The organism is Blautia sp. MSK20_18, from assembly GCF_020553125.1.
Taxonomy (GTDB): Bacteria; Bacillota; Clostridia; order Lachnospirales; family Lachnospiraceae; genus Blautia_A; species Blautia_A fusiformis.
Genome location: NZ_JAJCGR010000005.1, coordinates 1 through 25,309, shown reverse-complemented (window position 1 = coordinate 25,309; position 25,309 = coordinate 1). Strand labels below are relative to the sequence as shown.

23 protein-coding genes and 1 tRNA gene are annotated in these 25,309 nt (G+C 45.0%); 2 read left to right on the top strand and 22 right to left on the bottom strand.

Features of this window, described 5'->3' with window-relative positions:
* Nucleotides 1-7: 7 nt before the first annotated feature.
* Together LI091_RS04395 and LI091_RS04390 are read right to left on the bottom strand one after the other, a co-directional pair.
* Nucleotides 8-865 carry a PfkB family carbohydrate kinase gene (locus tag LI091_RS04395; RefSeq protein ID WP_265190870.1) on the bottom strand — a complete coding sequence of 286 codons (858 nt, stop codon included), beginning with the start codon at nt 863-865 and terminating at the stop codon, nt 8-10.
* Between the two features lie 37 nt (nt 866-902).
* A complete protein-coding gene (locus LI091_RS04390; protein ID WP_195635253.1) occupies nt 903-1,871 on the bottom strand; it encodes an SIS domain-containing protein in 969 nt (322 codons plus the stop codon).
* A 292-nt stretch (nt 1,872-2,163) separates the two neighbouring features.
* Here LI091_RS04390 and LI091_RS04385 point away from each other — a divergent pair, with 292 nt between their 5' ends.
* Nucleotides 2,164-2,886 carry a GntR family transcriptional regulator gene (locus LI091_RS04385; protein ID WP_173759345.1) on the top strand — a complete coding sequence of 241 codons (723 nt, stop codon included), beginning with the start codon at nt 2,164-2,166 and terminating at the stop codon, nt 2,884-2,886.
* Between the two features lie 146 nt (nt 2,887-3,032).
* On the opposite strand, the gene LI091_RS04380 is transcribed toward LI091_RS04385, so the two are convergent.
* The 18 genes from LI091_RS04380 to LI091_RS04295 form a co-directional block, all read right to left on the bottom strand.
* Entirely contained in the window at nt 3,033-4,028 is a 996-nt protein-coding gene (locus LI091_RS04380) for a D-alanyl-D-alanine carboxypeptidase family protein (RefSeq protein ID WP_330606094.1), read from the bottom strand.
* 252 nt (nt 4,029-4,280) lie between these two features.
* Nucleotides 4,281-4,976: a 50S ribosomal protein L1 gene (gene rplA / locus LI091_RS04375; RefSeq protein WP_015525334.1), complete on the bottom strand. Its 696-nt coding sequence runs from the start codon at nt 4,974-4,976 to the stop codon at nt 4,281-4,283.
* A 95-nt stretch (nt 4,977-5,071) separates the two neighbouring features.
* Nucleotides 5,072-5,497, bottom strand: coding sequence for a 50S ribosomal protein L11 (gene rplK, locus LI091_RS04370; RefSeq protein WP_015525333.1), 426 nt, complete (start codon nt 5,495-5,497; stop codon nt 5,072-5,074).
* A 68-nt stretch (nt 5,498-5,565) separates the two neighbouring features.
* Entirely contained in the window at nt 5,566-6,087 is a 522-nt protein-coding gene (gene nusG, locus LI091_RS04365) for a transcription termination/antitermination protein NusG (RefSeq protein WP_015525332.1), read from the bottom strand.
* A gap of 15 nt (nt 6,088-6,102) precedes the next feature.
* Entirely contained in the window at nt 6,103-6,309 is a 207-nt protein-coding gene (gene secE / locus LI091_RS04360) for a preprotein translocase subunit SecE (protein WP_021651261.1), read from the bottom strand.
* 25 nt (nt 6,310-6,334) lie between these two features.
* Nucleotides 6,335-6,484 carry a 50S ribosomal protein L33 gene (rpmG, locus tag LI091_RS04355; RefSeq protein ID WP_044961412.1) on the bottom strand — a complete coding sequence of 50 codons (150 nt, stop codon included), beginning with the start codon at nt 6,482-6,484 and terminating at the stop codon, nt 6,335-6,337.
* Nucleotides 6,485-6,810: 326 nt separating this feature from the next.
* The gene (locus LI091_RS04350; RefSeq protein WP_118515827.1) at nt 6,811-7,548 is read right to left on the bottom strand and encodes an SDR family NAD(P)-dependent oxidoreductase; all 738 of its coding nucleotides are present in this window, start codon (nt 7,546-7,548) and stop codon (nt 6,811-6,813) included.
* 1 nt (nt 7,549) lies between these two features.
* A complete protein-coding gene (locus tag LI091_RS04345; protein ID WP_265190869.1) occupies nt 7,550-9,367 on the bottom strand; it encodes a thiamine pyrophosphate-binding protein in 1,818 nt (605 codons plus the stop codon).
* Nucleotides 9,360-10,514 (bottom strand): LicD family protein, encoded by a 1,155-nt coding sequence (locus LI091_RS04340; protein WP_114001936.1) that lies wholly within the window; start codon nt 10,512-10,514, stop codon nt 9,360-9,362. Before LI091_RS04340 ends, LI091_RS04345 begins: the two co-directional genes overlap by 8 nt.
* A gap of 31 nt (nt 10,515-10,545) precedes the next feature.
* Entirely contained in the window at nt 10,546-12,825 is a 2,280-nt protein-coding gene (locus LI091_RS04335) for a LicD family protein (RefSeq protein WP_015525327.1), read from the bottom strand.
* A 3-nt stretch (nt 12,826-12,828) separates the two neighbouring features.
* The gene (locus tag LI091_RS04330) at nt 12,829-14,130 is read right to left on the bottom strand and encodes an adenylyltransferase/cytidyltransferase family protein (protein WP_015525326.1); all 1,302 of its coding nucleotides are present in this window, start codon (nt 14,128-14,130) and stop codon (nt 12,829-12,831) included.
* A 7-nt stretch (nt 14,131-14,137) separates the two neighbouring features.
* A complete protein-coding gene (locus tag LI091_RS04325) occupies nt 14,138-15,502 on the bottom strand; it encodes an acyltransferase family protein (protein ID WP_173761219.1) in 1,365 nt (454 codons plus the stop codon).
* A gap of 114 nt (nt 15,503-15,616) precedes the next feature.
* Complete coding sequence (locus LI091_RS04320; protein ID WP_173759068.1) at nt 15,617-16,360, bottom strand: glycosyltransferase family 2 protein; 744 nt, start codon at nt 16,358-16,360, stop codon at nt 15,617-15,619.
* 82 nt (nt 16,361-16,442) lie between these two features.
* On the bottom strand, nt 16,443-17,819 hold the full coding sequence (locus tag LI091_RS04315; protein ID WP_022427091.1) for a sugar transferase: 1,377 nt from the start codon (nt 17,817-17,819) through the stop codon (nt 16,443-16,445).
* Between the two features lie 212 nt (nt 17,820-18,031).
* Nucleotides 18,032-19,393 (bottom strand): ABC transporter substrate-binding protein, encoded by a 1,362-nt coding sequence (locus tag LI091_RS04310; RefSeq protein WP_022427090.1) that lies wholly within the window; start codon nt 19,391-19,393, stop codon nt 18,032-18,034.
* Between the two features lie 143 nt (nt 19,394-19,536).
* Nucleotides 19,537-20,454 carry a carbohydrate ABC transporter permease gene (locus tag LI091_RS04305; protein WP_022427089.1) on the bottom strand — a complete coding sequence of 306 codons (918 nt, stop codon included), beginning with the start codon at nt 20,452-20,454 and terminating at the stop codon, nt 19,537-19,539.
* Nucleotides 20,454-21,317: a carbohydrate ABC transporter permease gene (locus tag LI091_RS04300; RefSeq protein ID WP_173740325.1), complete on the bottom strand. Its 864-nt coding sequence runs from the start codon at nt 21,315-21,317 to the stop codon at nt 20,454-20,456. Before LI091_RS04300 ends, LI091_RS04305 begins: the two co-directional genes overlap by 1 nt.
* A 79-nt stretch (nt 21,318-21,396) precedes the next feature.
* Entirely contained in the window at nt 21,397-22,533 is a 1,137-nt protein-coding gene (locus LI091_RS04295; RefSeq protein ID WP_021651250.1) for an ABC transporter ATP-binding protein, read from the bottom strand.
* 648 nt (nt 22,534-23,181) lie between these two features.
* Here LI091_RS04295 and LI091_RS04290 point away from each other — a divergent pair.
* Complete coding sequence (locus tag LI091_RS04290) at nt 23,182-23,775, top strand: 50S ribosomal protein L25 (RefSeq protein WP_161209943.1); 594 nt, start codon at nt 23,182-23,184, stop codon at nt 23,773-23,775.
* A 378-nt stretch (nt 23,776-24,153) separates the two neighbouring features.
* Here LI091_RS04290 and LI091_RS04285 read toward each other — a convergent pair whose 3' ends face one another.
* Together LI091_RS04285 and LI091_RS04280 are read right to left on the bottom strand one after the other, a co-directional pair.
* Nucleotides 24,154-24,915: a hypothetical protein gene (locus tag LI091_RS04285; RefSeq protein ID WP_147238621.1), complete on the bottom strand. Its 762-nt coding sequence runs from the start codon at nt 24,913-24,915 to the stop codon at nt 24,154-24,156.
* Nucleotides 24,916-25,093: 178 nt separating this feature from the next.
* Nucleotides 25,094-25,164 (bottom strand) — tRNA-Trp (locus LI091_RS04280).
* Nucleotides 25,165-25,309 lie beyond the last annotated feature (145 nt).

Genomic DNA, 25,309 nt, shown 5'->3' with positions numbered 1-25,309 from the left:
CCTCCTGCTATTCATATTTTTTTCCGTAGCCAAAAGCACCTTCCATGCCACAAATGCCCGCTGCAAAAGCAGCTGCCTCTTCAAGACTTTCACAGATCGCGGTTTCCTCCGCCATGCCGTTTTTCCTTCTTCCGATATACCCGGTAAGGAAAGATGCGATCAGTGAATCCCCTGCGCCAAGAGTATCTTTTACTTCCGTAAGCGGCGCTGCCGGCTGTCGGTAAAAATTCCTTCCGTCATAAAGAATGCAGCCCCTGGCTCCTCTGGAGGCCATGGCAAGCTTCGGCCCCATGGAGATGATCTTTTTCAGATGCTCTTCTGCCTCCTGGTCGGTTCCGTCAAAGGAGCAAAATGCGTAAGTAACCTCCGGTGCTGTTTTTTCATAATATTCCTCTGTGGAATCATCAGAAAAGTCAAAAGAAACCGGAATTCCCGCCTCTTTGATCTTATGCAGCTCTTCCTCCGTAAAAGAGTAATTTCCGCTATGTACCACATCAAAGCCTTTCATATATTCCAGATCAAAACGATCAAGGATATACGGTGTTTTTCCACGGATACCACCATCATTAAAATCCAGGAACTCACGGTCTCCGTCTTTTAATGTGATCCTGGAATAACCGTTCTCGCCGTGCAGCTGTCTGCACTTTACGGTTTCCACGCCGATTTTTTCCAGTGTATCCATGATCAGCTCTGCTCTGTCGTCATCTCCGAAATATCCCATATACGCTGTTTTTTCACATCCGGCCATCTTTCCGTAAACACTGACGTTTACGCAGTTTCCGCCTGGATACATGGTTTTCAGATGATCATAGATATCCACTACATTGTCTCCGAAGCCAAGAAGCCTTGTACTGTATTTACTCATATTTTCCCTTTCTCTGTGCACAGGCACAGTAGCACCTTTAGTACTCTACAACGCCCATATATCTTCTCATATCCAGCGGATGACGGCGTTTATCCTGAAGAGCGGTACGGTAAACGGTCGTCATGGTGTAGAACAGCATCGGAGTAAAATATTCCACACAGCTGTCATCAATTGCTTCCATACCAAGCTTATCTGCATCGATCACTTCGTATTTCTTTCCGTATTTTTCAAGGAAAGTCAGCACACGCTCATCCATCATACGGTTTCTGCCCCGGCTCATCATAAGGATATAAAGATGATCCTCATCCGTTACCTCAAACGGTCCGTGGAAATATTCCGCACTGTTCAGATAACCGCAGTCCATCCACTGCATTTCCTGAAGTGAGCAGATCGCAAAGCCATATGCCTGAGAATAGGAAGCTCCCGATGCCATGATATAAAGGTTCGGTTCCTCTGAATATTTTTCTGCAAAAAGCCATGCTGCATTCTGCTGATCCTTCACTGCAGTTGCAATAACATCATCGATCTTTTCAAAGCCTTCCACGATCTTATCGTAAAGCTTATATCCCGGCTCCTGTACCTTCATCAGCTCATTAAGAATACGAAGTACGATTCCCTGAGGCTTCTCTGCTTCCTTTACCCCCGGTGCCCAGTCATATACAACGGAGATCCATTTATCGGTATCACATGGGGAACCTGGCGCATGTGTCATTGTAACAACAGCCGCACCTGCATCCATTCCTGTTTTTGCTGCCTCCAGACACTCCTTTGTCTTGCCACTGTGGGAGCAGATGATCAGAAGACTGTCTTTTCCCAGCTTCTTCGGCGGTGTCAGTGCAAACTCTCTTGCAGGGATCCACTGTGCATCCATCACTGCGGATTCCGCACGGACAAAATAATATCCCGGATACAGATCCACAAGAGATCCTCCGCATGCAAGAAAATACACATTTTTGATTGTTCCATGCTCTTTGTTGATCTTATTTACGATTTTTACTGCGTCCATTTTCATCCTCCGGTTTTCGTGGAAATTCGTCTGGTAATCCTCTGAATCCATTGAAAATACAGGTTTTTTTCGGATTTTCAGATGAATTTCTCCTTCTTGTACTTTTGCATTTTACCTTTTTGAAGAATATAACATATTATAACGTTATAGTAAAGAGTATATTCATGATTTATGATTAATTATTCATCCAATGTCCCTTCTGACGCACTGCAGAGGTTTGTCCCTTACTGGACAAATACATCCGCACTATAGTAAAATATCTTTTATGAACAACCTCAGAAAGGATATTTTCATGTTAAATAAAAATTCGATCCAGCCGCTTTACAAGCAGCTTATGGATATCATCACCCAGCAGATCAAAAACGGTACTTATAAGCCCGGAGAAAAAATCCCTCCTGAGCCGGAGCTTGCCGATCTTTACCATGTCAGCCGGATCACTGTCCGACGTACCGTGGAGGAGCTTTGCACACAGGGCTATCTTATCAAGCATCAGGGAAAAGGAACCTTTGTAAAATCCCCCATGATCTTCCGGAAATTTGAATCCCAGAAAAATATGAGTTTTTCCGAATCCTGCCGTCAGAATGACCGGATTCCGGAATCTCACGTACTGTCCTTCTGCAAAAAACCTGCGACCAGCGTAACCTCTGATTTTCTGCAGCTTACTTCGGATGAGGAAGTTTTTTTCCTGGAACGTCTTCTTCTGGCTGACAGTATTCCGGTTATTGATGTTCACACCTGGCTCCCCACACGGCTTTTCCCGGATTTTGATCCGAACGCTGTAGAAAACGGTTCTTTTTTTGAATATATCAAAAACACCTACCGCTGTACGATCGCAGAATCCAGCCGCAGCACTATTTCTGTTACTGCAGCCTCCCCGGATATGGCAAAAACTTTGCGTCTGTCTTCCGGCGATCCCGTGCTGATCCTGGATTCCTATATGGAAGCTCCTGATGGAAAACCGCTTTACATCAGCCGTGAATACATTGCAGGTTCCCGCTATACGATTTCATTTTGAAGAATCAAAAAAACGGCACAGAAGTGTTATGCTGCCAATACAGCAGCATACACCTCTGTGCCAGTGTTTATTTATCCAAAAATATTACTGTTCACTCCGTTCTCTGCAACACGCTTCGCGATACACAAAATTTATCCTTTATCTTTTCAAGACTCCGATCCATCACTGCCTGTCATCTGTGCCTCAATGGCCTTTCCAAGGCGGTTATAGATCGTCACCGCATCCTCCACATGGAGTGGGCTTCCGGTATTTCCCGATGCGCCTGCCGTTACCAGTATGTATTCCCTGTCGTAGACCTCTGCAAAGCTTGCAAGACACAGACCCGCCTCACTGGTATATCCTGTCTTGCCGCCCAGGATCTTGCCGCCGGTAACGGAAGGGTCAGAAAGATTTTTGAACATGGTACTGTAATATGTGATCCCGCTGGGATGGATATTCGTCACTCCTGTGGAATGCCGCGGGCTCTCAATGATCTCTCTGAACGTATCGTTCCGAAGCGCATACCTGAGCAGCACCGCAATATCTCTCACTGTACTGTAATGATCCGGATCATGAAGCCCTGTCGTATCACAGAAATGTGTACCATTCATTCCAATCCTCTGTGCCTTCTTATTCATCAGCTCCACAAATCCATCCCTGGAACCGCCTACGGTATCCGCCAGTGCGATACAACACTCCGCACCGGATGGCAGCATGGCACCATAAAGAAGGTCGATGGCCCGCACGGTCTCACCGGGCTGAAAGCCTGCCTGGGTGGCATCCTGCTCATAAAGCCCCTGGAACATTTCCTGGGTCAGAGTGATCTCCTGATCCAGATCATCCAGGTTCTCAATAGCCACGATCACCGTCATGATCTTCGTCATGGAAGCTGGATAGATCTTCTCATCGCCCTTCATATTTCCGATGATCTTTCCGCCTTTTACCTGCATCAGCACTGCGTAGGGACTGTTGATACCGCTCATCTCAAGCTTACGGACAACCGGTCTCTGCAGAGACTCCATCCAGTCACCTACCCCTTTATTCCAGCCGATGATCACTACAAGTGTCAGGATCACGATAGCCTCTACCACCAGGCAGAGTATCATTTTTATTTTGTTTACCTGTTTTTTTATTTTCTTCGCTTTACGCTTTTTTGATTTCAATTTATACTCCCTGTTCCGACAAATTCATCTGTAAGTTTTACTTACAGAAACGTTTTCCCCATCTTTTTTATATTAACATGATTATTATTTTCTTCTGTAAAATCTATATGAAAAAGCTCTGATGAGCTTTCGGTCTGTTACAACTCTGTTTGTGCCTTATTGTAGGATTTTTGCCCCCAAAAATCAAGGTGTATAAATGTATAAAAAAATACCCCATACAAAGTTTCCTCTGTACAGGGTATTTAAAATTTATTACTGAGCTAATTTAATCGGGTTAAGCTTAACACCAGGTCCCATTGTCGGAGCGATTGTAACGCTCTTCAGATACTGACCTTTCAGTGTGCTAGGTCTAGCCTTTGTGATAGCTCCCATAAGCGTCTGGAAGTTGTCGCTTAACTGCTCCTCGGTAAAGGAAGCCTTTCCGATCGGAACATGGATGATGTTGGATTTGTCAAGACGATACTCGATCTTACCTGCTTTAATGTCGTTAACAGCTTTTGTTACGTCCATTGTTACAGTACCAGCTTTCGGGTTTGGCATTAAACCTTTCGGTCCAAGTACACGACCAAGACGACCTACAACGCCCATCATATCCGGTGTTGCAACTACAACGTCAAAGTCAAGCCATCCCTCGTTCTGGATCTTCGGAATGAGGTCCTCAGCTCCTACGAAGTCTGCTCCTGCTGCCTTTGCCTCTTCTGCCTTAGCATCTTTAGCAAATACAAGTACACGAACTTTTTTACCTGTTCCGTGTGGCAGAACAACTGCTCCACGGATCTGCTGATCTGCGTGACGTCCATCGCAGCCTGTACGGATGTGAACTTCGATGGTCTCGTCGAACTTAGCTACAGCTGCTTTTTTAACAAGGCTGATAGCCTCTGGTGCATCATATAATGTTGCGCGGTCTACTGCTTTCGCAGCTTCCACATATTTCTTTCCTCGTTTCATTTCTATAACCTCCTGTGGTATTTGCGGGGAAAAGCCCTCCCACTTGAAAATTTCACTTTTTCTACGGGAACCCCGAACTTAAGCTTCGGTATTTATTAGTCTACGACTTCGATTCCCATACTTCTTGCTGTACCGGCGATCATGCTCATAGCAGCCTCGATGGATGCTGCATTGAGGTCTTTCATCTTCAGCTCAGCGATCTCCTGAACCTGTGCCTTAGTAACTTTAGCTACTTTGGTCTTGTTCGGTGTACCGGAACCAGATTTGATGTTTGCAGCTTTCTTAAGAAGAACTGCTGCCGGCGGAGTCTTGGTTATGAAGCTGAAACTTCTGTCAGCGTAAACAGTGATGACAACCGGGATGATAAGATCTCCCTGATCAGCTGTTCTTGCGTTGAACTCCTTAGTAAACTGTACGATGTTTACACCATGCTGTCCAAGAGCCGGACCTACAGGTGGTGCTGGAGTTGCTTTACCAGCCGGAATCTGTAATTTGATATATCCTGTTACTTTCTTTGCCATTTTCGGCACCTCCTATGTGGTATTGGCGGGGGTGTGTCCCTCCCACTTGCTGTTACCTTGTTTTTGAATTACTCAGCTTTTTTGATTTCTGTGAAACTTATTTCTACCGGTGTTTCACGACCGAAAAGCTCAACATTGATCGTTACCGTCTGTTTCTGCATGTTGATACCTGTGATCACACCTGCGGTATCTTTCCATGCACCACCGGTAACGACTACCATGTCGCCCTCTGCGAAGTCCACTTCGATATCCGGTTTCTGGATACCAAGCGGCATCATTTCCTCTTCTGTAAGAGGCACAGGCTTTGATCCTGGTCCTACGAATCCTGTAACACCGCGGGTATTACGGACAACGTACCAGGTATCGTCATTCATCACCATATTGAGAAGCACATAGCCTGGAAACATCTTTTTCTGAACCTGTCTTGAGGTTCCGTTCTTCATCTCCACTACATCCTGCAGCGGAACACGTACCTCCAGGATCTGGTCTTCCAGGTGTCTGTTCTCGATCGTCTTTTCAATGTTGGCTTTTACCTTGTTCTCATACCCGGAATAGGTATGGACAACGTACCATTTTGCTGCTTCTGACATATAATCACCTTGTCCTTACTTCATTAAGAAATTAATGCATTCCAGAATTCCGGAATCCATTACACTGATAACCACTGCCAGGATGATCGTGATGATCACGACCACAACAGTCTGCTTTGCCAGTGTGGGACGGTCTGTCCAGACAATCTTCTCAAATTCTGACTGAAGTCCCTGAAACCAACTTTTCTTCTGCGGCTTATCCTCAGATTTCTGTTTTTCCATAGCATAACCTCACAAATCTCTGTGATTACTTTGTTTCCTTGTGCAGAGTGTGTGTATGACAGAACTTACAATATTTCTTGGTCTCCATTCTCTCAGGATGGTTCTTTTTCTCCTTCGTCATATTGTAGTTACGCTGCTTGCACTCGGTGCATGCTAATGTAATCTTAACGCGCACAACTTCCACCTCCAGTGTTTTCATTTGCATGGTCTTCTATGCCGCCCGGAACGTATATCCGTCGTCATTTTCGGGCATAAAAAAAAGACCTAACTTCCATGTCGCTCGTCAATTTTATCACAGAGCAGGTGTGCAAGTCAAGCCTTTTTCGCTTAAATATAAAGAATTTCACAGATTCCGTACGGACGTCTCAAGTGCGCAAACCCGATTCTGCTTCGCTGCATTTCGTTTTCGGGACGTCGCCCCTGTACAGAAAGTAATAAGAAGACCCTTATGTGCAGGCACAACATGTCTTCTTCTGTCTTCCTGCACACTTTCAACTTCTATTAAAAGTAGTCATAACCACCGTGGATATCCACCACACTGCCGTTCATATATCCGTTAGACAGCACTGCATAAGCCATATCCGCCACTTCCTCCACAGTTCCAAACCTGTGGAGTGCGATCTTCCGGTTGATACGGTCGTAGCTCTCCTGGGTGCGGGCGCTGTGCCACGGAGTTTCGATGAAGCCAGGTGCAATAGCGTTGACTGTGATGCCCTTTGGCTCAAATTCCTTTACCAGGGATCTTGTCAGGAAATGGATGGCTGCCTTGGTGACTCCATATACAAGGGAGGAAGAATACGCCTGCTGTCCTGCATAGGAACCGGTAAAGAGCACACTGCCGCCCTCTACCATCATGGATCTCAGCTCTTTGACCATAAATACAGGTACGGAAAGATTGGTGTTTACGATCCGTGTCCACTCCTCAAAGCTGTAGTCTTCATATTTTGCGTAGGTGCTGATGCCGGCATTGCTTACAAGCCAGTCAATATGGTCTGTCTGCTTTTTCAGCTCCTCCACAAAAACCATCATCTCTTCATAGGAAGACATATCTGCCTTTATCAAAGTCACCTGAGATCTTTTTTCCTCAGGAAGGCTCTCCTGAAACGACAGTGCCTTCTTCTCATCATGTCCATATGTTACGAAGATCCTGTCAGCTTTTGCTGACTCTGCCAGGATCTTTTCGGCGATCCCTCTTCCGATTCCGGAGGTACCGCCTGTGATCACAGTTATTTTTCCCATTTTACAGCTCCATCAGTTCATCAAATATCGGTTTCGGTATATAAGGCTGCTGATTGTGGATCGGCTCACCCAGACAGGTCTTCGGGTATGCGTAGGTTCCATGCTCCAGCATGATCTCCAAAAGCTCCGGCCCGTTCTGCTCCAGGAATCCACCGGCATATTTTTCCACGTCTTCTCCCTGGATGCGCTTTGCAGGAATTCCGTAGGCCTGCGCCACATCTGTAAAATCGCAGGACGAGAATCCGCTGCCATCGGAGGTATCCGCATATACACAGTCAAAATAATCTCTCTGAAGATGACGGATCATTCCCAGCGCCTCATTATTCATTACGATCATCTTCACCGGGATATTCTCGCGCTTCACCCACTGCAGCTCCTGGATATTCATCTGGAAGGCTCCGTCTCCGCAGATACATGCCACCGGCTTGCCGGTAGCATAATAAGCTCCGATAGCCGCCGGAAGTGCATATCCCATAGCACCATGTCCGCCGGAAAAAAGTGTCTTCTGCCCCTGCTGATTGTGGAAGGACTGATAGCTCCAGACCATATGCTGTCCCACATCCACAGCAACCGCTCCGGTATCGGAAAGCTGATCACTCAAGTATGCGATCATGCGGTTCGGATAACGCTGCGGTGTCTCATCGTCCACTTTCCAGAGTTCCTTACGGATCTTCTGGCAGACAGCAAGCCATTCCTCATAGGAACCGATCTGTGCCTGCTGCTCTGTCAGCTTACGCACCACAGTCTCTGCGCTGACGCAAAAGCATTTCTCACCTTCTCTTCCCTCATGGATCTCTCTTTGAAGATTATAAGGATCAATATCCACACGGATGATTTCGGCATTCTTCGCAAACTCATGAACCTTAGTACCAATCTGACGGGTACACAGGGAAATTCCAAAGCAGAGCAGAAGGTCGCTTTTTGCATTGGCGATCATATTTGCATACCGGTGTCCGTAGGCACCTCCGATGCACCCGAAGTTCAAAGGATCATCAAAGCTCAGTGCGGACCGGGCAAGTACGCTTGTGATCACTGGAATGTGATGGGCACGCGCCAGATCTGTGAGCATTTTTTCTGCTTCTCCGGAAGCTCCGTGACCGATCATAAATACCGGCCGTTTTGCAGTCCTGATCTTATTCAGAATATATTCTGCCGCCTCTGCTCCATCAGAAGAATCCGCCTTTGCAACTGCATCCTTGTAAAAGGCTGCCCCGTTTTCCGGATCATTTTTTCCATATACAGCTGTCTCGATCTCTTCCTCGGAAAATTCCATATCATAAGCCGGATCTTCCACCTCGCCTCTCTGCACGTTCATGGGAAGATCGATAAGAACCGGTCCCTTTCGACCTGTATTGGCGATCTGCCATGCAAGATTCAGTTCACGAACGATATTTTTCGGATCACGGACCTGCACCGCGTATTTGGTTACCGGCTTTGCCATGGAAACCATATCGATCTCCTGAAAGCCCTGCTGACGAAGGCCTGTAATACCGGAATATTCATAGGTATTCAGCTGTCCGGTGATAAAGATCACCGGAAGAGAATCGAAATACGCATCTGCCACACCGGAAAGCAGATTGGCAGCTCCCGGACCACTGGTGGCATAGGCACAGCCGCAGGCATTCTTTGCCTGAGCATAACCACAGGCGGCAAAAGCAGCTCCCTGCTCATGATAGCTGGAATGACTTCTTACATGGGGATTCTTCTCAATGGAATCTACCAGATGTGCGATCATGGTTCCCTGGTATCCAAAGAAATCATGGATCCCTTTTTTCTGCAAAAATTCCACAACATAATCTGTAAGCTTGACCTTAGACATATTTTTTTACCTTCTCCATATACGAGATCCTTCCTGTTTTTTCCAGATACTTAAGATACAGGTCAAAAACCTCCGGATCTGTTTCAAATGCTTCTTCATATTTCAGGCAGCGATCATTCATCCTGGTATATCCTGCAAATGCTTTTTCCAGTTCCACATAATCTTCATTTTTGAAGAGATTCCGGATATAGCTGAGCTTTTTGCGATAAGCCAGTGCACAGGTATATTTTTCCCCGCAGAATTTTGCATAATCCCAGCACTGTGCAAGATATTCCCGGTAATTCATTCCAAACTGCCTGCGCTTTTCCCTTTTCTTCCTGACAGAAGCAAATTTCTTCAGTTCCTTTGACTGCTGCAGAAATTCCTCACATGGGATCAGTGTGCTGCACACCACCAGCGAGCCGGGAACATAGTTTTCCATTGACTTATTTCGATAATTTTTGCCGTAGGCCCGGGTGAGATAGCTGTCTGTGTTTCCCGGGACCATAAAGGATTCTCCTCCAAGCATTGCCTCCCCGGGATTTTCAAAAATATGCGCAGGAAAATAAAGATTCTGGTCAAAATATCGGAGTACATATGTTTTTGCGCCATCCTGCGGCTGCCGGAGCAGATCCCGGAATATGCTCTTTGCCAGCCAGCCTCGTCCGCAAAGGGAAAGGACTCGCACCATCCAGATACATCCCAGCTCACGCCGGTTCCGCCACTCGCCTTTTTTTCCGTAGATCCTCTTCCATCCCTCTTCGCGCATACGGTTCCAGAGATATTTTCCCTTTGGGCCATATTCACACTGCAGCGGAAGGATATTGATCCCCAGTCCCGGATGTTTGTATTTTCCGTACTCGTCCAGCTTATAAAACAACGTATCTTTATCTGTATAACGCAGAAAAAATCCGGGGAAACGGCTGTTATTCTCCATAGATTCCAGAGTTCTGCGCAGCTCTGGTTCTTCATCAAAGATATTTTTAAACCGGGCCATATCACCGGTCTTCATATAAATATCATTGCTTGCCGGATTCATGGGAAAAGGGCGCTCCGTTACCGCACAGAGGGTAAGATACGGAGAAAGATAATATGTGATCTTATTTTTTCTGCATATGGTATCTATTTCTTTTAGAAGTTCCAGTACTTTCTGCTGTTCTCTGTTCAATACACTCTGCCTCGTTTCTGTTGATCTGTCATTACAGGATCCGCTTCAGAAGCTCCTGAAGCTCCTCCTGACTTTTATACTTATCCAGCCAGCTGTTCAGAAATTCTGTCACGTCTGCCTTCTTTGCGAAAAATCCGGTACGCCGGCTTCCATCGTAAAGATCCTCCAGGAAGATCCTGGAAAGCTCATTTTTTATATAGGGATGCGGCTCATGATCCAATGCCAGGAAATAATTTTCGAAGGCTTCCCGGGTACGCCCCTGTTTCTTCCGGATATCTCCCAGAAGCTTGTATACCTCTCCCTGCCATTCCTTATGGACCAGAAAGCTGCGGATCTCCTCTGCCAGATATTCCATCTCGCCCTCTTCCTCACTGCACAGGATCCTGGTACGGCCCTCTGCCAGTGCTTTGGGATAGCCGAATCTCTGCCATGCACAGGTAAGTGCCTCTTTGTACACCGGCTCCTCAAGAGTTCCCTCCCTTGGAGAATTACCGATGATCCCCAGTTCTTTGCAAAGCTCTCTCACCAGCTCTTCCAGCTCCCCTTTTGTACGGACGGAAGATACCTTCGCAAGATAAAGAGCGCCTCTGATCTCCTCATCCTCCGGCATCAGTCTGCTCCAGAACTCCATCAGAGAGAGTGCTTCTGATCTTCTCTGGCTTCCAAGCAGATCCCGACAGTCCCGGATCGCCTGGGACTTCTGTTTTTTCAGGAATTTATCCAGTTCCAGCTGCACAATGCCGTTATTGGTGCATTCTCTGGCTTTCAGATACTCTGCCATTGCTTCGTTCCGGAGGCCCTTTTTCCAGAGAAGATCCCCCTTATATTTCATAAAATATCCATCCTGGGGAAATACTCTCAGGCAGTAAGACAGAAATTTCTCCGCTTCTGAAGCATTCTGCGGTCCTTCCAGGCGCTCCATCACAAACCGGCATTTAAATTTCAGGAATCCCGGAGCATCCGGATATTTTCTGAGAAGATCATCCACAATCGCCTCTGCTTCCTGCATTTCTTTAAATTCATAGTGGCTGGCTGCTTTTCGGAAACGTCGGATATCCTCCACTGTCTGCTCCATTTCCGGAGTAAGATGATCCATTTTCTTGCGTACCTCGTACATACGGTATGCCTTGGAAACACGCTCCTGATAGATCAGTGTCAGCATGGCCGCCTGAAAAGCCTCATCCTCCAGCGGGATCAGGACCGGATGATAGAACGGACGGATCCCCTTAAAATCCTCACGTCCGATAAACTCCATGCTGAGCTGTACACGGTAATACTCCTCAAAGATCTCACCAAGCACATCATATCTTCTCTCTTTCAGCAGGGTCTCCGCTGTTTTTTCGGATCTCATCAGTCGGGCAGACACATCCCGGGCTACAACACCGGCTTTGATCCTTCTTCGTCTGTCATCCTGTTTATGGTCTCCCTTTGCCATAAGAAGGCAGTAGAATTTGCGGAAAAGCATCTGTCTGCGGATACGTTTTTTGTCGATCCTTGGCATATATTCATCCCGCACCTCCTGATAGCTGGCGCCCGGAACATCAACAGACTCATGAGATTCTCTTTCCCCATGAGGCGGTATATAGGACCATTCGTCCCCGTAATGCCAGATCAGATAATCGCTGGTCCTGTGAGGAATCATAACCTTTTCGCCCTCGAAGTCCATATATTTTACAGGGAACATCATATCCTTGTCAAAAAGAAACGGGCAGCCTCCCCATCGCATGGCATAGCGGCTGCACTCCTCTTCTTTATAAGAAAACATGATCTTCTCCAATTTCTTTAAGGTTCTGTCCTTTCCGCAGAAGGTATAGCGGAAAAGCCAGTACAGATACCGCCAGGGAGAAATTTCCCATCTGACTCCCACGACCATGCTGATATTCAGAAGTTCCGTATAGATCATCATATGGTCCCGGTATTTCTCATACTCACGGTCATCATCCGGAATGGGATCCAGAGTCAGTACGTCAATGATCTCACCAGCCTTGTCGTCTCCTATGATCTGATGCTTGTGGATCGCACAGGTATCCGTACTTCCGTAGCGCGGAAAACCGTTGGTATAATTACGATCCACTTCTGCACAATAAACCGCCCGGTTCGGCGGCATCTCGTTCTGACATATTTCTACAAATTTATCCCAGTCACTTTTGGGCATGTAAATGTCCACATCATCGTCCCATGGGATAAAGCCTTCATTTCGAAGAACACCGATCAGAGTACCTCCGGCCATTACATATCTAAGATCATGCTTTTTGCAGATCGCGTCAACCTCCCGGAAGAGCTGCAAAAGAAGCTTCTGTTTTTCTGTCATCTGTCAACCTCTTTGATTAATTATTTTCAAAAGCTCAGCCAGAGTTTCTGATTCTTCATAAAAAAATCTCGTACATTCTGTCCGTCTGTCACGAATCATGATGACCAGCTCCTGAAGCAGATAGCGAAGACCATTTCCCTCAAAATTAAAGCTGTAGCGTTTCAGGAATTCCTGACCTTCTATTTTGGCTTCAAAATATCCGGTATTCCACCAGTCACCGGGTACGGTGATACGCCCCCTGGTTCCGATGATCGCAAGCTCGTTTTCCACATCCACCGTTGTTCCAATCTCAATGGTCGCCAGTGCCCGGAGATACTTCATCGTGATCATATCATAAATAAAGCAGCCGTCACTGCTTTTCACCGCATTGCTCTTCACCTCCAGGTAATCCTTACCGAGAAGCTTGATGCATGCACACAGCGCCTGGCTGACTGTTTCGCTGAAATTTTTTCCGCCCTCAAAATCATCCTGTGAAATCGCGCATTTTACAGCTACCACATCTCCCACAAGCGCTCCATGTGTCAGCCAGACGAGCTGCGTAAAAGCGCGCAGATAGACCATGGTAAGCTTCTCTACCAGAACAACCTGATGTGCCTTTGCCAGTGCAAACAGCTCTCTTATCTCTTCCGGTTCCAGAGCCATAGGCGTGTCACTGATCACATATTTATCACATTCCAGTGCCTTTCGGATATAATCTGCCCTGTTTTTCAGACCGGATCGGATATAAATGATATCCAATCCTTCCAGAAACTGCCCGTAATCTGTACCATAAGAGTCAAGTTCGTATCTGTCACAGAATTCTCTCGCAACAAAAACGTCCTCGGAATACACACTTTCTACATGCAGTCCGCTGACATACTTGGACTCCATCACCATTTCGTTGTCCTCTGTATCATCCGTAACAATGCCCATGCTGTAGATCATACCCTCACTTCTGAGCTTGGTACTGGAAATATTTTTGGTACGTTCCAGATAAACGACCTCACAGTAATTCTTCAGATAATCAAATTTGCCACGCCAGTCCGAACCGACTACCAGAAGGTCGATATTGTATTTTGTAATGTCATTTAGCTTCTGCCCCTGATATTCCTCTACAATGATCTCATCCGCAAAACCAGTCTTGCGGACATTTTCGATACGCTTCAGAAGGCTGTCCTGTACATTCAGCTTGCCGCGTTCGATATCATAGCTTTCACTGGTGACACCCACAACAAGATAATCCCCCAGCTCCCTGGCTCTTTTCAGAATATTGTAATGTCCCTGGTGGAACAGATCAAAGGTACCGTAAGTAATGACTTTTTTCATTATTAATTTAATCCTGCGCTTTCTCTTCTTTATTTTTCAAAAGCACTTCCATTTCCCCCTGCGGTTCTGTGATCTTTAATATATCATCCAGGTCCTGGAGCTGCTCAAATTCCTGTGGAGCTCCGGCATCATCCATGCCTTCCTCCATCTCAAGATCCTCATCTACAAAGAAATCCTCGCCACGGATTTCTTCCGTCTCTTCTGTCTCATGTTCCAGTACAGCCGCCACATCGTCCTTCACCTTACGTGCATCCTCCTCGTCCAGAGTTGCCGCAAGCTCCTCAATGGCTTTCTTTCTTTTCAGTATGATCTCATAACGGTCATCTTCATCATATTCATCCTCAAGTCCTTCATCCTGCACCTGCCTCTCACGTTTGAACAGAATAAATGTAAGCAGGTTTAGTACCCCTCCGTAGAGGAAAGATACCGGCTTGCTTCCAAGGATCAGCACAAGCACCCAGGATACTCCGAAAAGCACCCAGACATTCAGCATCTGCGGGATGCTGAGAAGAAGCAGGCCGTTGAGTACGATCATGATCGGATAATGGAAAAAATAAATCCCCATGGTATTTCTTCCAACAAAGGTAACCGGCAGCTTCACATCCGGGATCAATGCCAGAAGCGTCAGCACCAGCACAAAAGATACCAGATACATCAGAAGGCGGATCAGCATTCCTGTGATATCATCCATTCCCGATAACTGATACGTATGATTCCCACGGAAAATATCTACCGGGATCTCATTGGCGATCATAAAATTCGGAACTGCATACAAAAGCAGGGCTGAAACCAGGAGCAGGATCCATTTACCCTTGAATTTACGGACCACGTCTGTGTAATCACTCTTCCACAGATAGCCTGCCACAAAAAACGGAAAAAATACAACAATCCTGGAGCTTGAAAGATAAGTCGTAAATTCCGGTCTTGTTCCTGCCCACAATGCAAAAATAATGCTCAGAGGCACGATAAAACGTATCTTGCCAAGTGCTTCGATAGTCAGCCTGTAGATAAACAGTGCCAACACATACCACATAACTGTTCCGGACGGACGGAGCAGCTCATAATCCATGCTTCTGCCGGTCCAGATATAAGCATACCAGGTCAGACTGTATCCAAGAATATAAGGGATCAGCAGATTCTTCACATTCTTCAGTACATCCTGTGGCTTCTTGGAAAGATATCCAGATATAAAAATAAAAGCAGGCATGTGAAAAATGGTGATCCCATACCATACATAACGCACCACCATGTCCACCTTGACCAGCTGAAATGCGATCAGATGATTAAATACGACAAGAAAGATCAGTACTACTTTAATGTTATCGACCAGGTAAGAATACGGAACTCCCTGGCTATCCGTTCTCTGTTTCATTTGTTTCCACCTTGTAATATTTGATAAAAGTATGAATAAATAATAACATATATTTATGAATTTGGAAATAAAGAATTAATATATGTCAGAATTATTCACCTCTTCCAGAATTTTTCAACGGTATTTCCATATCCCGTGGAGCGCATAGGAAACAAAGAAAAACAGACTCTTCAGCGGACCATATCCCACATACCGATACACCTGATAAGTCATTGCCGCAGACTTCAGCTTATTTCTGGATTTCCCCCCTTCACTGAGCCGGTATTTCAGGTAAGGTCTGTTGATCCCTGCTGCAAATCCTCCCTTTCTCAGGATCCGGAGCCAGGTAATGTAATCTTCATGGCTGTCATCATGCTCCATTGGAAACGCAAGTGCATCTTCTCTGCGCAGCAATACGGAAGAACAGTTGATGCTGTTATGCTTCAGAAGCTCCCTGTATGTGATCCGTTCCTTTACCGGAATATATTTGCCGGTAGTGCGCCCATCCGGCGTCATCAGCTCTCTTCCGGTGGAGCAGATCGCACAGCCGGTCTGTTCCATAACCTCTGTCTGGGATTTCAGCTTGCCCTTTTCCCACCAGTCATCCGCATCCAGAAATGCGATATATTTTCCCCGGGCTTCCTTTACGCCCCGGTTTCTGGAACGGGCAGCCCCCATATTCTGTTCATTTTGGATATAACGGATCTTTCCGCTGTCCATATATTTCATTACAGCAAGTTCTGTGCCGTCTGCAGAACAGTCATCAATGACCAGCACTTCTACCGGAACCTCCTGTCCCAGTGCTGATTCGATCGCTTTTCCAATATATCTTTCCCCGTTATATACGGGCATCACTACGGAAACCAACGGCTTTTCCATAAAAACAACCTCCGTCCTCTCTATCCACAAAATGCGCGTCAGGATGATCTGCCGCAGCCTGACACGCATTTCGTTTCGTTACTTATTTTTTGTCTTCGGAATCCTTAAGAGCGTTCTTCTGATTATCATCCACGCCCTCGGAAACTTCTTTCTGGAAAAAGATCTTTACAGTCATAAACAGAAGCTTGATATCCAGAAGGAATGAATAATTTTCAATATAAAACAGATCCAGCTTCAGCTTATCATACGGTGTGGTGTTATATTTGCCATATACCTGAGCATAACCGGTCAGTCCGGCTTTTACCTTAAGACGATAGTGGAATTCCGGGATTTCCTGCTCATATTCCTGCATGATCACATCTCGTTCCGGACGTGGACCTACAAGAGACATATCACCCATAAACACGTTAAACAGCTGGGGAAGCTCATCCAGATGCAGGTTACGCAGAACATGTCCTACCGGTGTGATACGGGAATCGTGCTTAGACGCAAGACGCGCTCCGTTCTTCTCGGAATCCACACACATGCTTCGGAATTTCCGGATGCGGAATTCCTTTCCCTGATAGGTAAGACGATCCTGGAGATAAAATACCGGACCGCCGTCATAAGCCTTCACCGCAATGGCAATGATCAGCATGATGGGTGAGGATACGATGATCCCAAGTCCGGAAACAATGATATCCAGAACTCTCTTGGCTGCACGCTGCTCCATGGAAAGTCCCTGATTCCTGCACATCAGAAGCGGCGTATCAAACAGATGGATCCTGTCTGTTCCAAGCAGGATGATATCGGAAATCTTCGGGCTCATATAGCAGCGGATGGAATGAGAAAAACAGTATTTCAGATACCTGTTTCGGATCTGGGACGGAAGATCCCAGATGATCACGCCTTCATAATCTTCCATCATGGCATGGATCTTCTCTTCGCCCTCACGGATATGAACCTTACCGCTGATATCGTATTTATCCTTTCGGGTGTTCATCTTGTGGATCACATCACCGGGATCACGGTCTCCGTAGATTACCAGCAGCCTTCTGGCTCCGTACAGTCTGGAGTAAATATACCTGGAGCCCCAGATCCACAGTACCGTCACAACAAGCTGGACTCCGGTCATTTCGATCACCGGTCTGGCCGACATAAACCATCTGTTGATCAGTGTGATCTGAAAATACGTCACAACATTGGTACAGATCGTTGCCAGCGTCAATGAATAAAATACATCGATACGCTTCAGATAGCCTACCTTCAGACCTCCGTAAAGCTTGGCAAACATCAGATAGATCAGCGCATAGATCAGGATCATTACCCAGTTACCTTTTCTCCAGAATGGCTTCAGGATCAGGTCACTGTAAAAATCATACCATACATAAGCAAAGATCGCTGCCTGTGCGATTACGATCAGACTTGCCAGACAAAATACCACAAATCTCTTATAATCTTCTCTTTTACTTCTATTCACAGATTTTTCTTCCTTCCTGAGGAGTAGATATTAACTTCATCATTATAGCCAATATATACTCTTACGTCCAGAGATTCCTCTGATTTTTCTCCTGATATTTTCCTGTCAGGATGTTTTTTTCCGTGACTATAGCAAAAATCCCCAGGAGCTTACCCGGGGATTTTTGGCTGTATATATTTATTTTTCTTTTTCAGTTTCCACGCCTTTTCGAATTATTCATTCACCAGGTTATACTCTTCGATGGATTTGTTGATGGAATCTGCCATGTTTTTCACAGCTGTATCCACATCCTCTTTTCCGTTGAGCATGCTCTCAATCTCGGATTCCACGGTAGCTCTTGCCTCCGGGAATACACTTAACAGAGCGCCTACATAGTCGGCGGAAGAATCATGGAGCTGGTCGATCGCTGTCTGGAACTGCGGATATTTTGCAACATTATCCTTAAATACCTGCTCTTCCTGAGACTTTACAGTTACAGGGAAATATCCGGTCTGTGCGTTCCAGTAAGCCTGAGACTCCGGAGAGATCAGGAATTTCACGAACTCCCATGTTGCACGAAGCTTTTTCGGATCATTGTTGTTCAGTGCCCAAAGAGATGCACCACCGATGGAAACACCGCCCTCGTCACTGGATTTGATCTTCGGGAAGTATGCAGTACCAACCTCAAATTTTCCGTTTACATCCTGAAGGATCTGTTTCAGGGAAGCTGTGGAGCCAAGAGTGATCGCAGATTTTCCTGCTGAGAAATCTGCCAGACCAGCATCGCCGCCTTTTCCTACGACCGGTGCGAAGCCCTTGTCGTTAAGATCCTTCCATGCTGTAAGGATATTCTTTGCAGCATCATTCTCGTCAAAAGCAACAGCTGTAGCAGCCTCTTTACGTCCGTTTCCGTTGTTTGCATACTCAAGGCCCTGCTTTCCGATAAACTGCTCGAAGAACCATCCGTAGATTCCAAGAGACATTACCTCGCCTGCGCCGCCTTTGTCCAGAAGATCCTGTCCGATCTCACCGATGCCCTCCAGGCTGTCCGGAATTTCTGTGATGCCTGCTTTATCAAACATGTCCTTGTTGTAATACATGATCGGTGTGGAAGAGTTGAACGGCATGGAGTACAGCTCATTGTCGATGGTGTAGTATGCAGCCAGGTTCGGCTCGATCTCAGATACATCGTAGCTGTCTGCGTCGATCATCTGCTGCATAGGCACGATCCATCCGGAATCGATCATGAATCTTGTTCCGATCTCATATACCTGTACAAGATCCGCACCCATGTTTCCGATCTGTGCACTTTTCAGCTTGTTCAGGGAATCATCATATTCACCCTGATACTGAGCATCTACAGTAATTCCGTATTCATTCTCATCGTTGAATTTTTTTACCAGTGTATCGATTGCCTCACCATTGACACCACCCATGGAATGCCAGAAGGTAATGGTAGTTCCGTCTACATCGGAAGCATCTGCCATTTCCACTTTTTCATCTGTGCCGGCATCTGCGGCGAATACAGTTACTCCGGAAAGAGAACCGATAGTCATTGCTGTGGTAAGGAAAGCTGCGATGATTTTTTTCTTCATAACTTTTTTCTCCTCTTGAAAAATTTTCTCTTTTTTCATTTTTTTATATAAGATGAACTGCCCGTCTTACGACTTTGCAGTATCTTTTTGCATTATTTTTCCCCTTACAGCAGGATGCTGCAGGGTTGCTGCCTGCTCCGATATCAGCCCTTAACTGCACCCGAGAACATTCCTCTGATCAGCTGTTTCTGTCCAACGATAAAAATGGAAATGGACGGAATGATGATCATAACAACACCTGCGATCATCAGGGTGATGGACTGTGAATCCACACTATCCAGCATACTGATACCGATCTGAACGGTCCGCATATTGTTGGAGCCTGTTACAAGCAGCGGCCACATGTACATATTCCATGCGTTGATAAAGGTATACACTGCCATAGCGCCAATAGCGGATTTTGTCAGCGGAAGCAGGATCCTTACGATAAATTTCAGATTGCTGCAGCCATCAAGCTTTGCCGATTCATACAGTGAGATCGGGAAAGTCATGTAAAACTGGCGGAACAGGAAAATTCCCATTGCGGATGTAAGGTAAGGCACGATCAGTACCTGATAAGTATCCAGCATTCCCCAGCTTGATACAGTCAGGTAGTTGGAAATGATCGTTGCCTCTCCCGGAACCATCATGGTTGCCATCACAACCATGAAGAGAATACCTTTTCCTTTGAATTCCAGGAAAGAAAACGCAAAAGCAGCAAGAGAACAGGTAATGATCTGTCCGATGGTAATGCATCCCGCCATGATAAAGGAATTCAATATGAATCGGAGAAGTGGAACGGTGCGGAATGCATTGATAAAGTTGGAAAAGGTCGGATTCTTGGGAAAGAGATTCAACTCTGTAGTAAACAGTTCACTGGAAGGCATCAGTGCAATACTGATGGCATAAAGCAATGGAAGCAGGATCAGAACTGCAAACACCACATTTGCCGTAACACGGAGTGCTGTTCTTGTCCTTCTCTTTGCAAGAGCTTTTGCATTCATAGCTTTTTTCAGCTCCAGAAGCTCCTCTTTTGACATATTTCCCACTGCCGGGACTGCCATATTTTCCATCTGGCTCATCAGTAATTCACTCCCTTCTTCTCAATACGGAACATGATCAGTGTGATGATCATGATGATCACAAACAGGATAACCGACTGGGCTGCCGCACTTCCGAAGCGGTAGTTAAAAAACGCATCCCTGTAAATGGAATAAACAATAACATTGGTAGACTCATTAGGACCACCCTCTGTCAGGATCTTGATCTGTCCAAAGGACTGAAAGGCCTGTATGATATTTACCACCAGTGTGTAAAACATGATCGGGGAAAGTCCCGGAAGCGTCAGGCTGAAAAACTGCTGCACACTGCTGGCTCCATCTACAGAAGCTCTCTCATAAATGGTCTCATCAATATTCCCGAGTCCTGCGGAAAAATACAGAAAATTGATCCCGCTGTTCAGCCACGCAGTAAGAATGGCTACGCAGATCAAAGCCGTGTTCGGATCGTTCAGCCAGTTGATATTCAGGCCGGTAAGCTTGTTCACAATGCCTACTGCCGGGTGGAGCATGATCTGGAAGATCATTGCCGCAGAACTGGATGCAATAGCCATTGGCAGAGCATAAGATGTACTGAACACCCGGATTCCCGGAAACGCCTTGTTACAAAGCACTGCTGCGATCAGACCAAGAAGCATGCCGCCGACCACAACGATCAGCACAAAGATCAGCGTCACCTTCAGACTGTTGATAAAGGATGCTGACTGAAGCAGTTCTTTATAGTTTCCCAGACCAACGTACAGCTTTGCCTGTCCCATCTTGTTAGTCTTGTAAAGACTTAAATAAATTGTTTTCACAAACGGATAAAACAGAAAAATTCCAAAAATAAGCATACAAGGCACCAGATATAAGTACGGTGTGATCTTGCTTTTGCTGTTATTTTCCATAACTATTTCTCCTCCTTGCATAATCAGATTCTATCTACAGGCTGATCTGCCTGTACTCAAGCTCTTCCGTGACATAAATTCATGACACAAAAATATTTTCTTCTGTCTCCGGATCAAACACATGGGCCTTCTCCATATCAAAATACAGAGAAACCTTCTCCCCTACCTGTGTCTGATTTTCCGGACTTAAGCGGACTGCCAGGGTTTTGCCCTGCTCATCAAAATAGAGGATCACTTCCGCTCCCAGCATCTCGCGGTTTACTACAGGCTCATCTACATCTACGCTTTCATTTTCAATACCAAGCTTTTTCGCCTCATCAAACTCGTAGATATCCTCCGGACGGATTCCAAGGATCACGTGTCTGCCGTTATATCTGTCTGCAATCTGTTTTCCTCTGGTTCCGTCCAGATAAACCTTTTTCACAGTTTTGGCATCATCCAGAAGAAGGGCCGTGCGATTATTTTCTTCTGCTTTTACCGTACACCGGAAAAAGTTCATGGACGGAGAACCAAGGAAGCCTGCCACGAAAAGATTTACCGGATTGTCATAAATACTCTGCGGCGCTCCCACCTGCTGGATCAGACCATCCTTCATGACCACGATCTTAGTCCCAAGAGTCATGGCCTCTGTCTGGTCGTGCGTTACATAAATAATGGTGGTGTCCAGCTGTTTATGTAATTTCACAAGCTCCACACGCATCTGAGCACGGAGCTTTGCATCCAGGTTGGAAAGGGGCTCATCCATGAGAAAGGCTTTCGGCTTCCGAATAATTGCACTTCCAATGGCAACTCGCTGTTTCTGACCGCCGGAAAGAGCCGCCGGCCTCCGGTCAAGAAGCTGGTCGATCTCCAGGATCTTTGCCACCTCATGGACCTTTCTGTCGATCTCATCCTTCGGAAGCTTACGGATCTTCAGGGCGTATGCCATATTTCCATAAACTGTCATGTTCGGATATAAGGCATAGTTCTGGAACACCATGGACATTCCCCTCTCCTTCGGTTCCAGATAATTGGAAAGCTCACCGTCGATCCACAGCTCACCGTCTGTGATCTCCTCCAAGCCTGCGATGATACGCAAAGTGGTGGATTTTCCACATCCGGACGGACCTACAAAGATCACAAACTCTTTATCATGTATATCAAGATTAAAATCCTTCACACCGTAATGCTCCGAATCAAATTGCTTACATACATTTCTAAGTGCAATTTCTGACATTATTTATCTCCTTTCTCTTCTCTCGCTCACATAGTTTGTAGTATAGGATTTTTCCGGCTGTTCAGATATCGTGATTGAGATAAAGCTTTGTGAATTGTATGTTAAATTGTTTCAGAAATTATATGCAATTCCGTTAAATTCTTTCTCCAGAGTAAAATACCCATCGTGTTATGTTGCCACCTTCTTTCGCCGTCATCTCTGTCCTGCATCATATCTTCCAATTTTTATTACATTGATCACAACAGCTCTCTCCAATATGTCAGCAATATGGATATTTCCCGTCTCCTCGCATATCTGAATCAAATAAAAATAGAATATTCATATTTAATACTTGCCTCTCTTCCAGATAAATGCCAACTTTCAGGCTTTTATGATCACTTAATTTGTGCAATTTTTTATGTTATTTTAATTTTTTCTGTAAAATCTCAAATATATGCTTTGTTTTTGTCTAATTTTACCCTTGAAGTTTTGTACATAAGTTAAACAATACAAAATATTGTTCTTAAATTTTCTAACTTTTTGTTAGCCACCTCGTCCGAGAAGTGCTATAATAATCCCAGTCAGAAAAGAAATGCAGAATTCGTGTTACTGCGAACAGCGCGAACAGCAACATTACCGGAATCCATGCATCAGGAGGAGGAATTTGACATGATCACATTGAAAGCAGAGAAAAGAAACCCGAATGTAAAAGCTAAAAAATTAAGACGTGAGGGTTACGTCACAGGAATTCTTAGTGGAAAAGAAATGAAAGAGCCTGTAGCACTTCAGTTTAACGGTGCCGAGGCAGCCAAATTCATTAAAGCAAATAAAGAAGGTACACAGGTTTACTTGGACATCGAAGGCGAAAAAGTTGATGCCCTGGTAAAAAATATTGACTATAATCCAATTGAAAAACAGCTGATGGCTCTGGATTTCCAGGCACTGGTAGCCGGTGAGAAGGTTTCCACAACAGTCGCTGTTAAACTGGAGCACACCGACATGGTTCAGGGTATCGTTGAGCAGGAGATGGAAGAGATTCACTACAAAGCAGATCCGTCCAACCTTCTTGACACCATCGTCATCGACTTCAACGGCTATCCTGCAGACGTCCGTGATATCCATGTAAAAGACCTCCCGATCCCGGAAGGCAAACACGTCCACTTCATCACTCCTGAGGATGCAGTTGTTGTTCATATCGGTGAGTATGAGGCAGCTCCGGAAGAGGATGAGGACGCTGAAGGCGCTGAAGCTGAAGCGAAATAATTTTATAATTTCATATGAAATATTTCAGGGGATTGCTTGGTGGCAATCCCCTGGTTTTGTTTACATAATTCTAAGAATGTTATTTCATTTGTAATTTCTTTATCTCATCCAGCGGCAACCCGAAAAAATTAGAGATATCTTCCAGTGTAAATCTGCTTTCTTTGAGCATTTTCTGTGCGGTAAGCAGCGCCTGTTTCTGAAGCCCAATACTTTCGCCCTCTGTACCCCCTGTGTTCTGCCATCTGCTCTTGCATCATCACACATTTCCTGTACAGCCTGACACATATCAACACTCCTTAATAAATTTTTGTTAGCGATCTATAAACGCTCCGTCAAAAACTTCCCTACGGCGTATCGGCTTCGCCTTGTTTCTTAACCTCACTCTACTACTAAACGATTATATACAGATTTTATTATCACATTACTATATGTATCGGAAGCAAGGTTCTCTTTAATGTTCCTTATTTCCTTATGATAATCTCCTTTATCAATCTGATTTCTATAAATGACTTTCTTACAATTTGCAAATTGAATAGTCACTTCCGAAAATATTTCTTCACCATCTATATCAGTAATGATGCCTTCTCCCAGTTCTTTGTGGATAAGATGTTGTCCCACCATAATTTCTTTTTGATTTATATTTCCGGAATAATTGTCCACTATATATTGAATAAATGAATTTAATATGTAAATATAATCTTCAAAATTGTTTTCTATTTCTTTAAAACACCTATTTCTCCATTCTACAGAACTTCCATTTTGGTCATACAATAAATTTATTTCTGAACAAATATAAGAAACACCTGGAACAATGAAATAAGAAAATTGCTTAGGTACAATTAACTTTTGATGTTTAGACCAAAAAGCGTTTTTTCCAATCAATATATGAAGTAATAAATGTTCAATATAATTACAATAAACTAGACGTTCTGCTTTTTGGTACTCAAACGGTTGTTCTAATGCACATCCTGTATGCGAAAGCATATAGCCTTTATCTTCATCTATATGATGACAAAATAACCCTTCTTTAGTTCTTGAAATTCGCTTACTTTTAGTTTTACAAGTAGCATTTGTAAAATAATCATATTTAGCTGGTCCATATTTCTTTAATAAATATGACACAAATTCATCGTAATTCATTTCCATCTCTTGCTCAAAATGTTCTAATTTGCAATCATACCGGGGAAGAAATCTTTGACGTGCAACCTCCTTTTTGTCTGGATTTTGGCAGGGCCCCAAAGTTGGTACCCTGCCCTTTTTGGACAAAACAAAAGAACCTGAATGCCTTGATTTTAAAGGCTTTCAGGCTCCTAAGGAGCAGGGGATGAGAGAATCGAACTCCCACCAAAGGTTTTGGAGACCCCTATCATACCATTTGACCAATCCCCTATATACAAGAAAAAGTGGCTGTTGGCCACAAATTCTTTTACATTGTACTCTCAAAACTACATACATGCTTGTTGATCGTTAATCAAACTCTTTGAATCAATTCTTAACCTGCGTTTCTTGGTCAAGCCCTCACCCGATTAGTAAC

What these genes read in the sequence shown, in the direction of transcription:
- LI091_RS04330 (WP_015525326.1), bottom strand. Translation starts at nt 14,130, where the DNA reads ATGAAAAAAGTCATTACTTACGGTACCTTTGATCTGTTCCACCAGGGA.
- LI091_RS04320 (WP_173759068.1), bottom strand. Translation starts at nt 16,360, where the DNA reads ATGGAAAAGCCGTTGGTTTCCGTAGTGATGCCCGTATATAACGGGGAA.
- LI091_RS04385 (WP_173759345.1), top strand. Translation starts at nt 2,164, where the DNA reads ATGTTAAATAAAAATTCGATCCAGCCGCTTTACAAGCAGCTTATGGAT.
- LI091_RS04305 (WP_022427089.1), bottom strand. Translation starts at nt 20,454, where the DNA reads ATGAGCCAGATGGAAAATATGGCAGTCCCGGCAGTGGGAAATATGTCA.
- nusG (WP_015525332.1), bottom strand. Translation starts at nt 6,087, where the DNA reads ATGTCAGAAGCAGCAAAATGGTACGTTGTCCATACCTATTCCGGGTAT.
- LI091_RS04290 (WP_161209943.1), top strand. Translation starts at nt 23,182, where the DNA reads ATGATCACATTGAAAGCAGAGAAAAGAAACCCGAATGTAAAAGCTAAA.
- LI091_RS04395 (WP_265190870.1), bottom strand. Translation starts at nt 865, where the DNA reads ATGAGTAAATACAGTACAAGGCTTCTTGGCTTCGGAGACAATGTAGTG.
- LI091_RS04350 (WP_118515827.1), bottom strand. Translation starts at nt 7,548, where the DNA reads ATGGGAAAAATAACTGTGATCACAGGCGGTACCTCCGGAATCGGAAGA.
- secE (WP_021651261.1), bottom strand. Translation starts at nt 6,309, where the DNA reads ATGGAAAAACAGAAATCTGAGGATAAGCCGCAGAAGAAAAGTTGGTTT.
- LI091_RS04335 (WP_015525327.1), bottom strand. Translation starts at nt 12,825, where the DNA reads ATGACAGAAAAACAGAAGCTTCTTTTGCAGCTCTTCCGGGAGGTTGAC.
- LI091_RS04310 (WP_022427090.1), bottom strand. Translation starts at nt 19,393, where the DNA reads ATGAAGAAAAAAATCATCGCAGCTTTCCTTACCACAGCAATGACTATC.
- LI091_RS04325 (WP_173761219.1), bottom strand. Translation starts at nt 15,502, where the DNA reads ATGAAACAGAGAACGGATAGCCAGGGAGTTCCGTATTCTTACCTGGTC.
- LI091_RS04295 (WP_021651250.1), bottom strand. Translation starts at nt 22,533, where the DNA reads ATGTCAGAAATTGCACTTAGAAATGTATGTAAGCAATTTGATTCGGAG.
- rplA (WP_015525334.1), bottom strand. Translation starts at nt 4,976, where the DNA reads ATGAAACGAGGAAAGAAATATGTGGAAGCTGCGAAAGCAGTAGACCGC.
- LI091_RS04285 (WP_147238621.1), bottom strand. Translation starts at nt 24,915, where the DNA reads ATGAATTACGATGAATTTGTGTCATATTTATTAAAGAAATATGGACCA.
- LI091_RS04300 (WP_173740325.1), bottom strand. Translation starts at nt 21,317, where the DNA reads ATGGAAAATAACAGCAAAAGCAAGATCACACCGTACTTATATCTGGTG.
- LI091_RS04390 (WP_195635253.1), bottom strand. Translation starts at nt 1,871, where the DNA reads ATGGACGCAGTAAAAATCGTAAATAAGATCAACAAAGAGCATGGAACA.
- rplK (WP_015525333.1), bottom strand. Translation starts at nt 5,497, where the DNA reads ATGGCAAAGAAAGTAACAGGATATATCAAATTACAGATTCCGGCTGGT.
- LI091_RS04345 (WP_265190869.1), bottom strand. Translation starts at nt 9,367, where the DNA reads ATGTCTAAGGTCAAGCTTACAGATTATGTTGTGGAATTTTTGCAGAAA.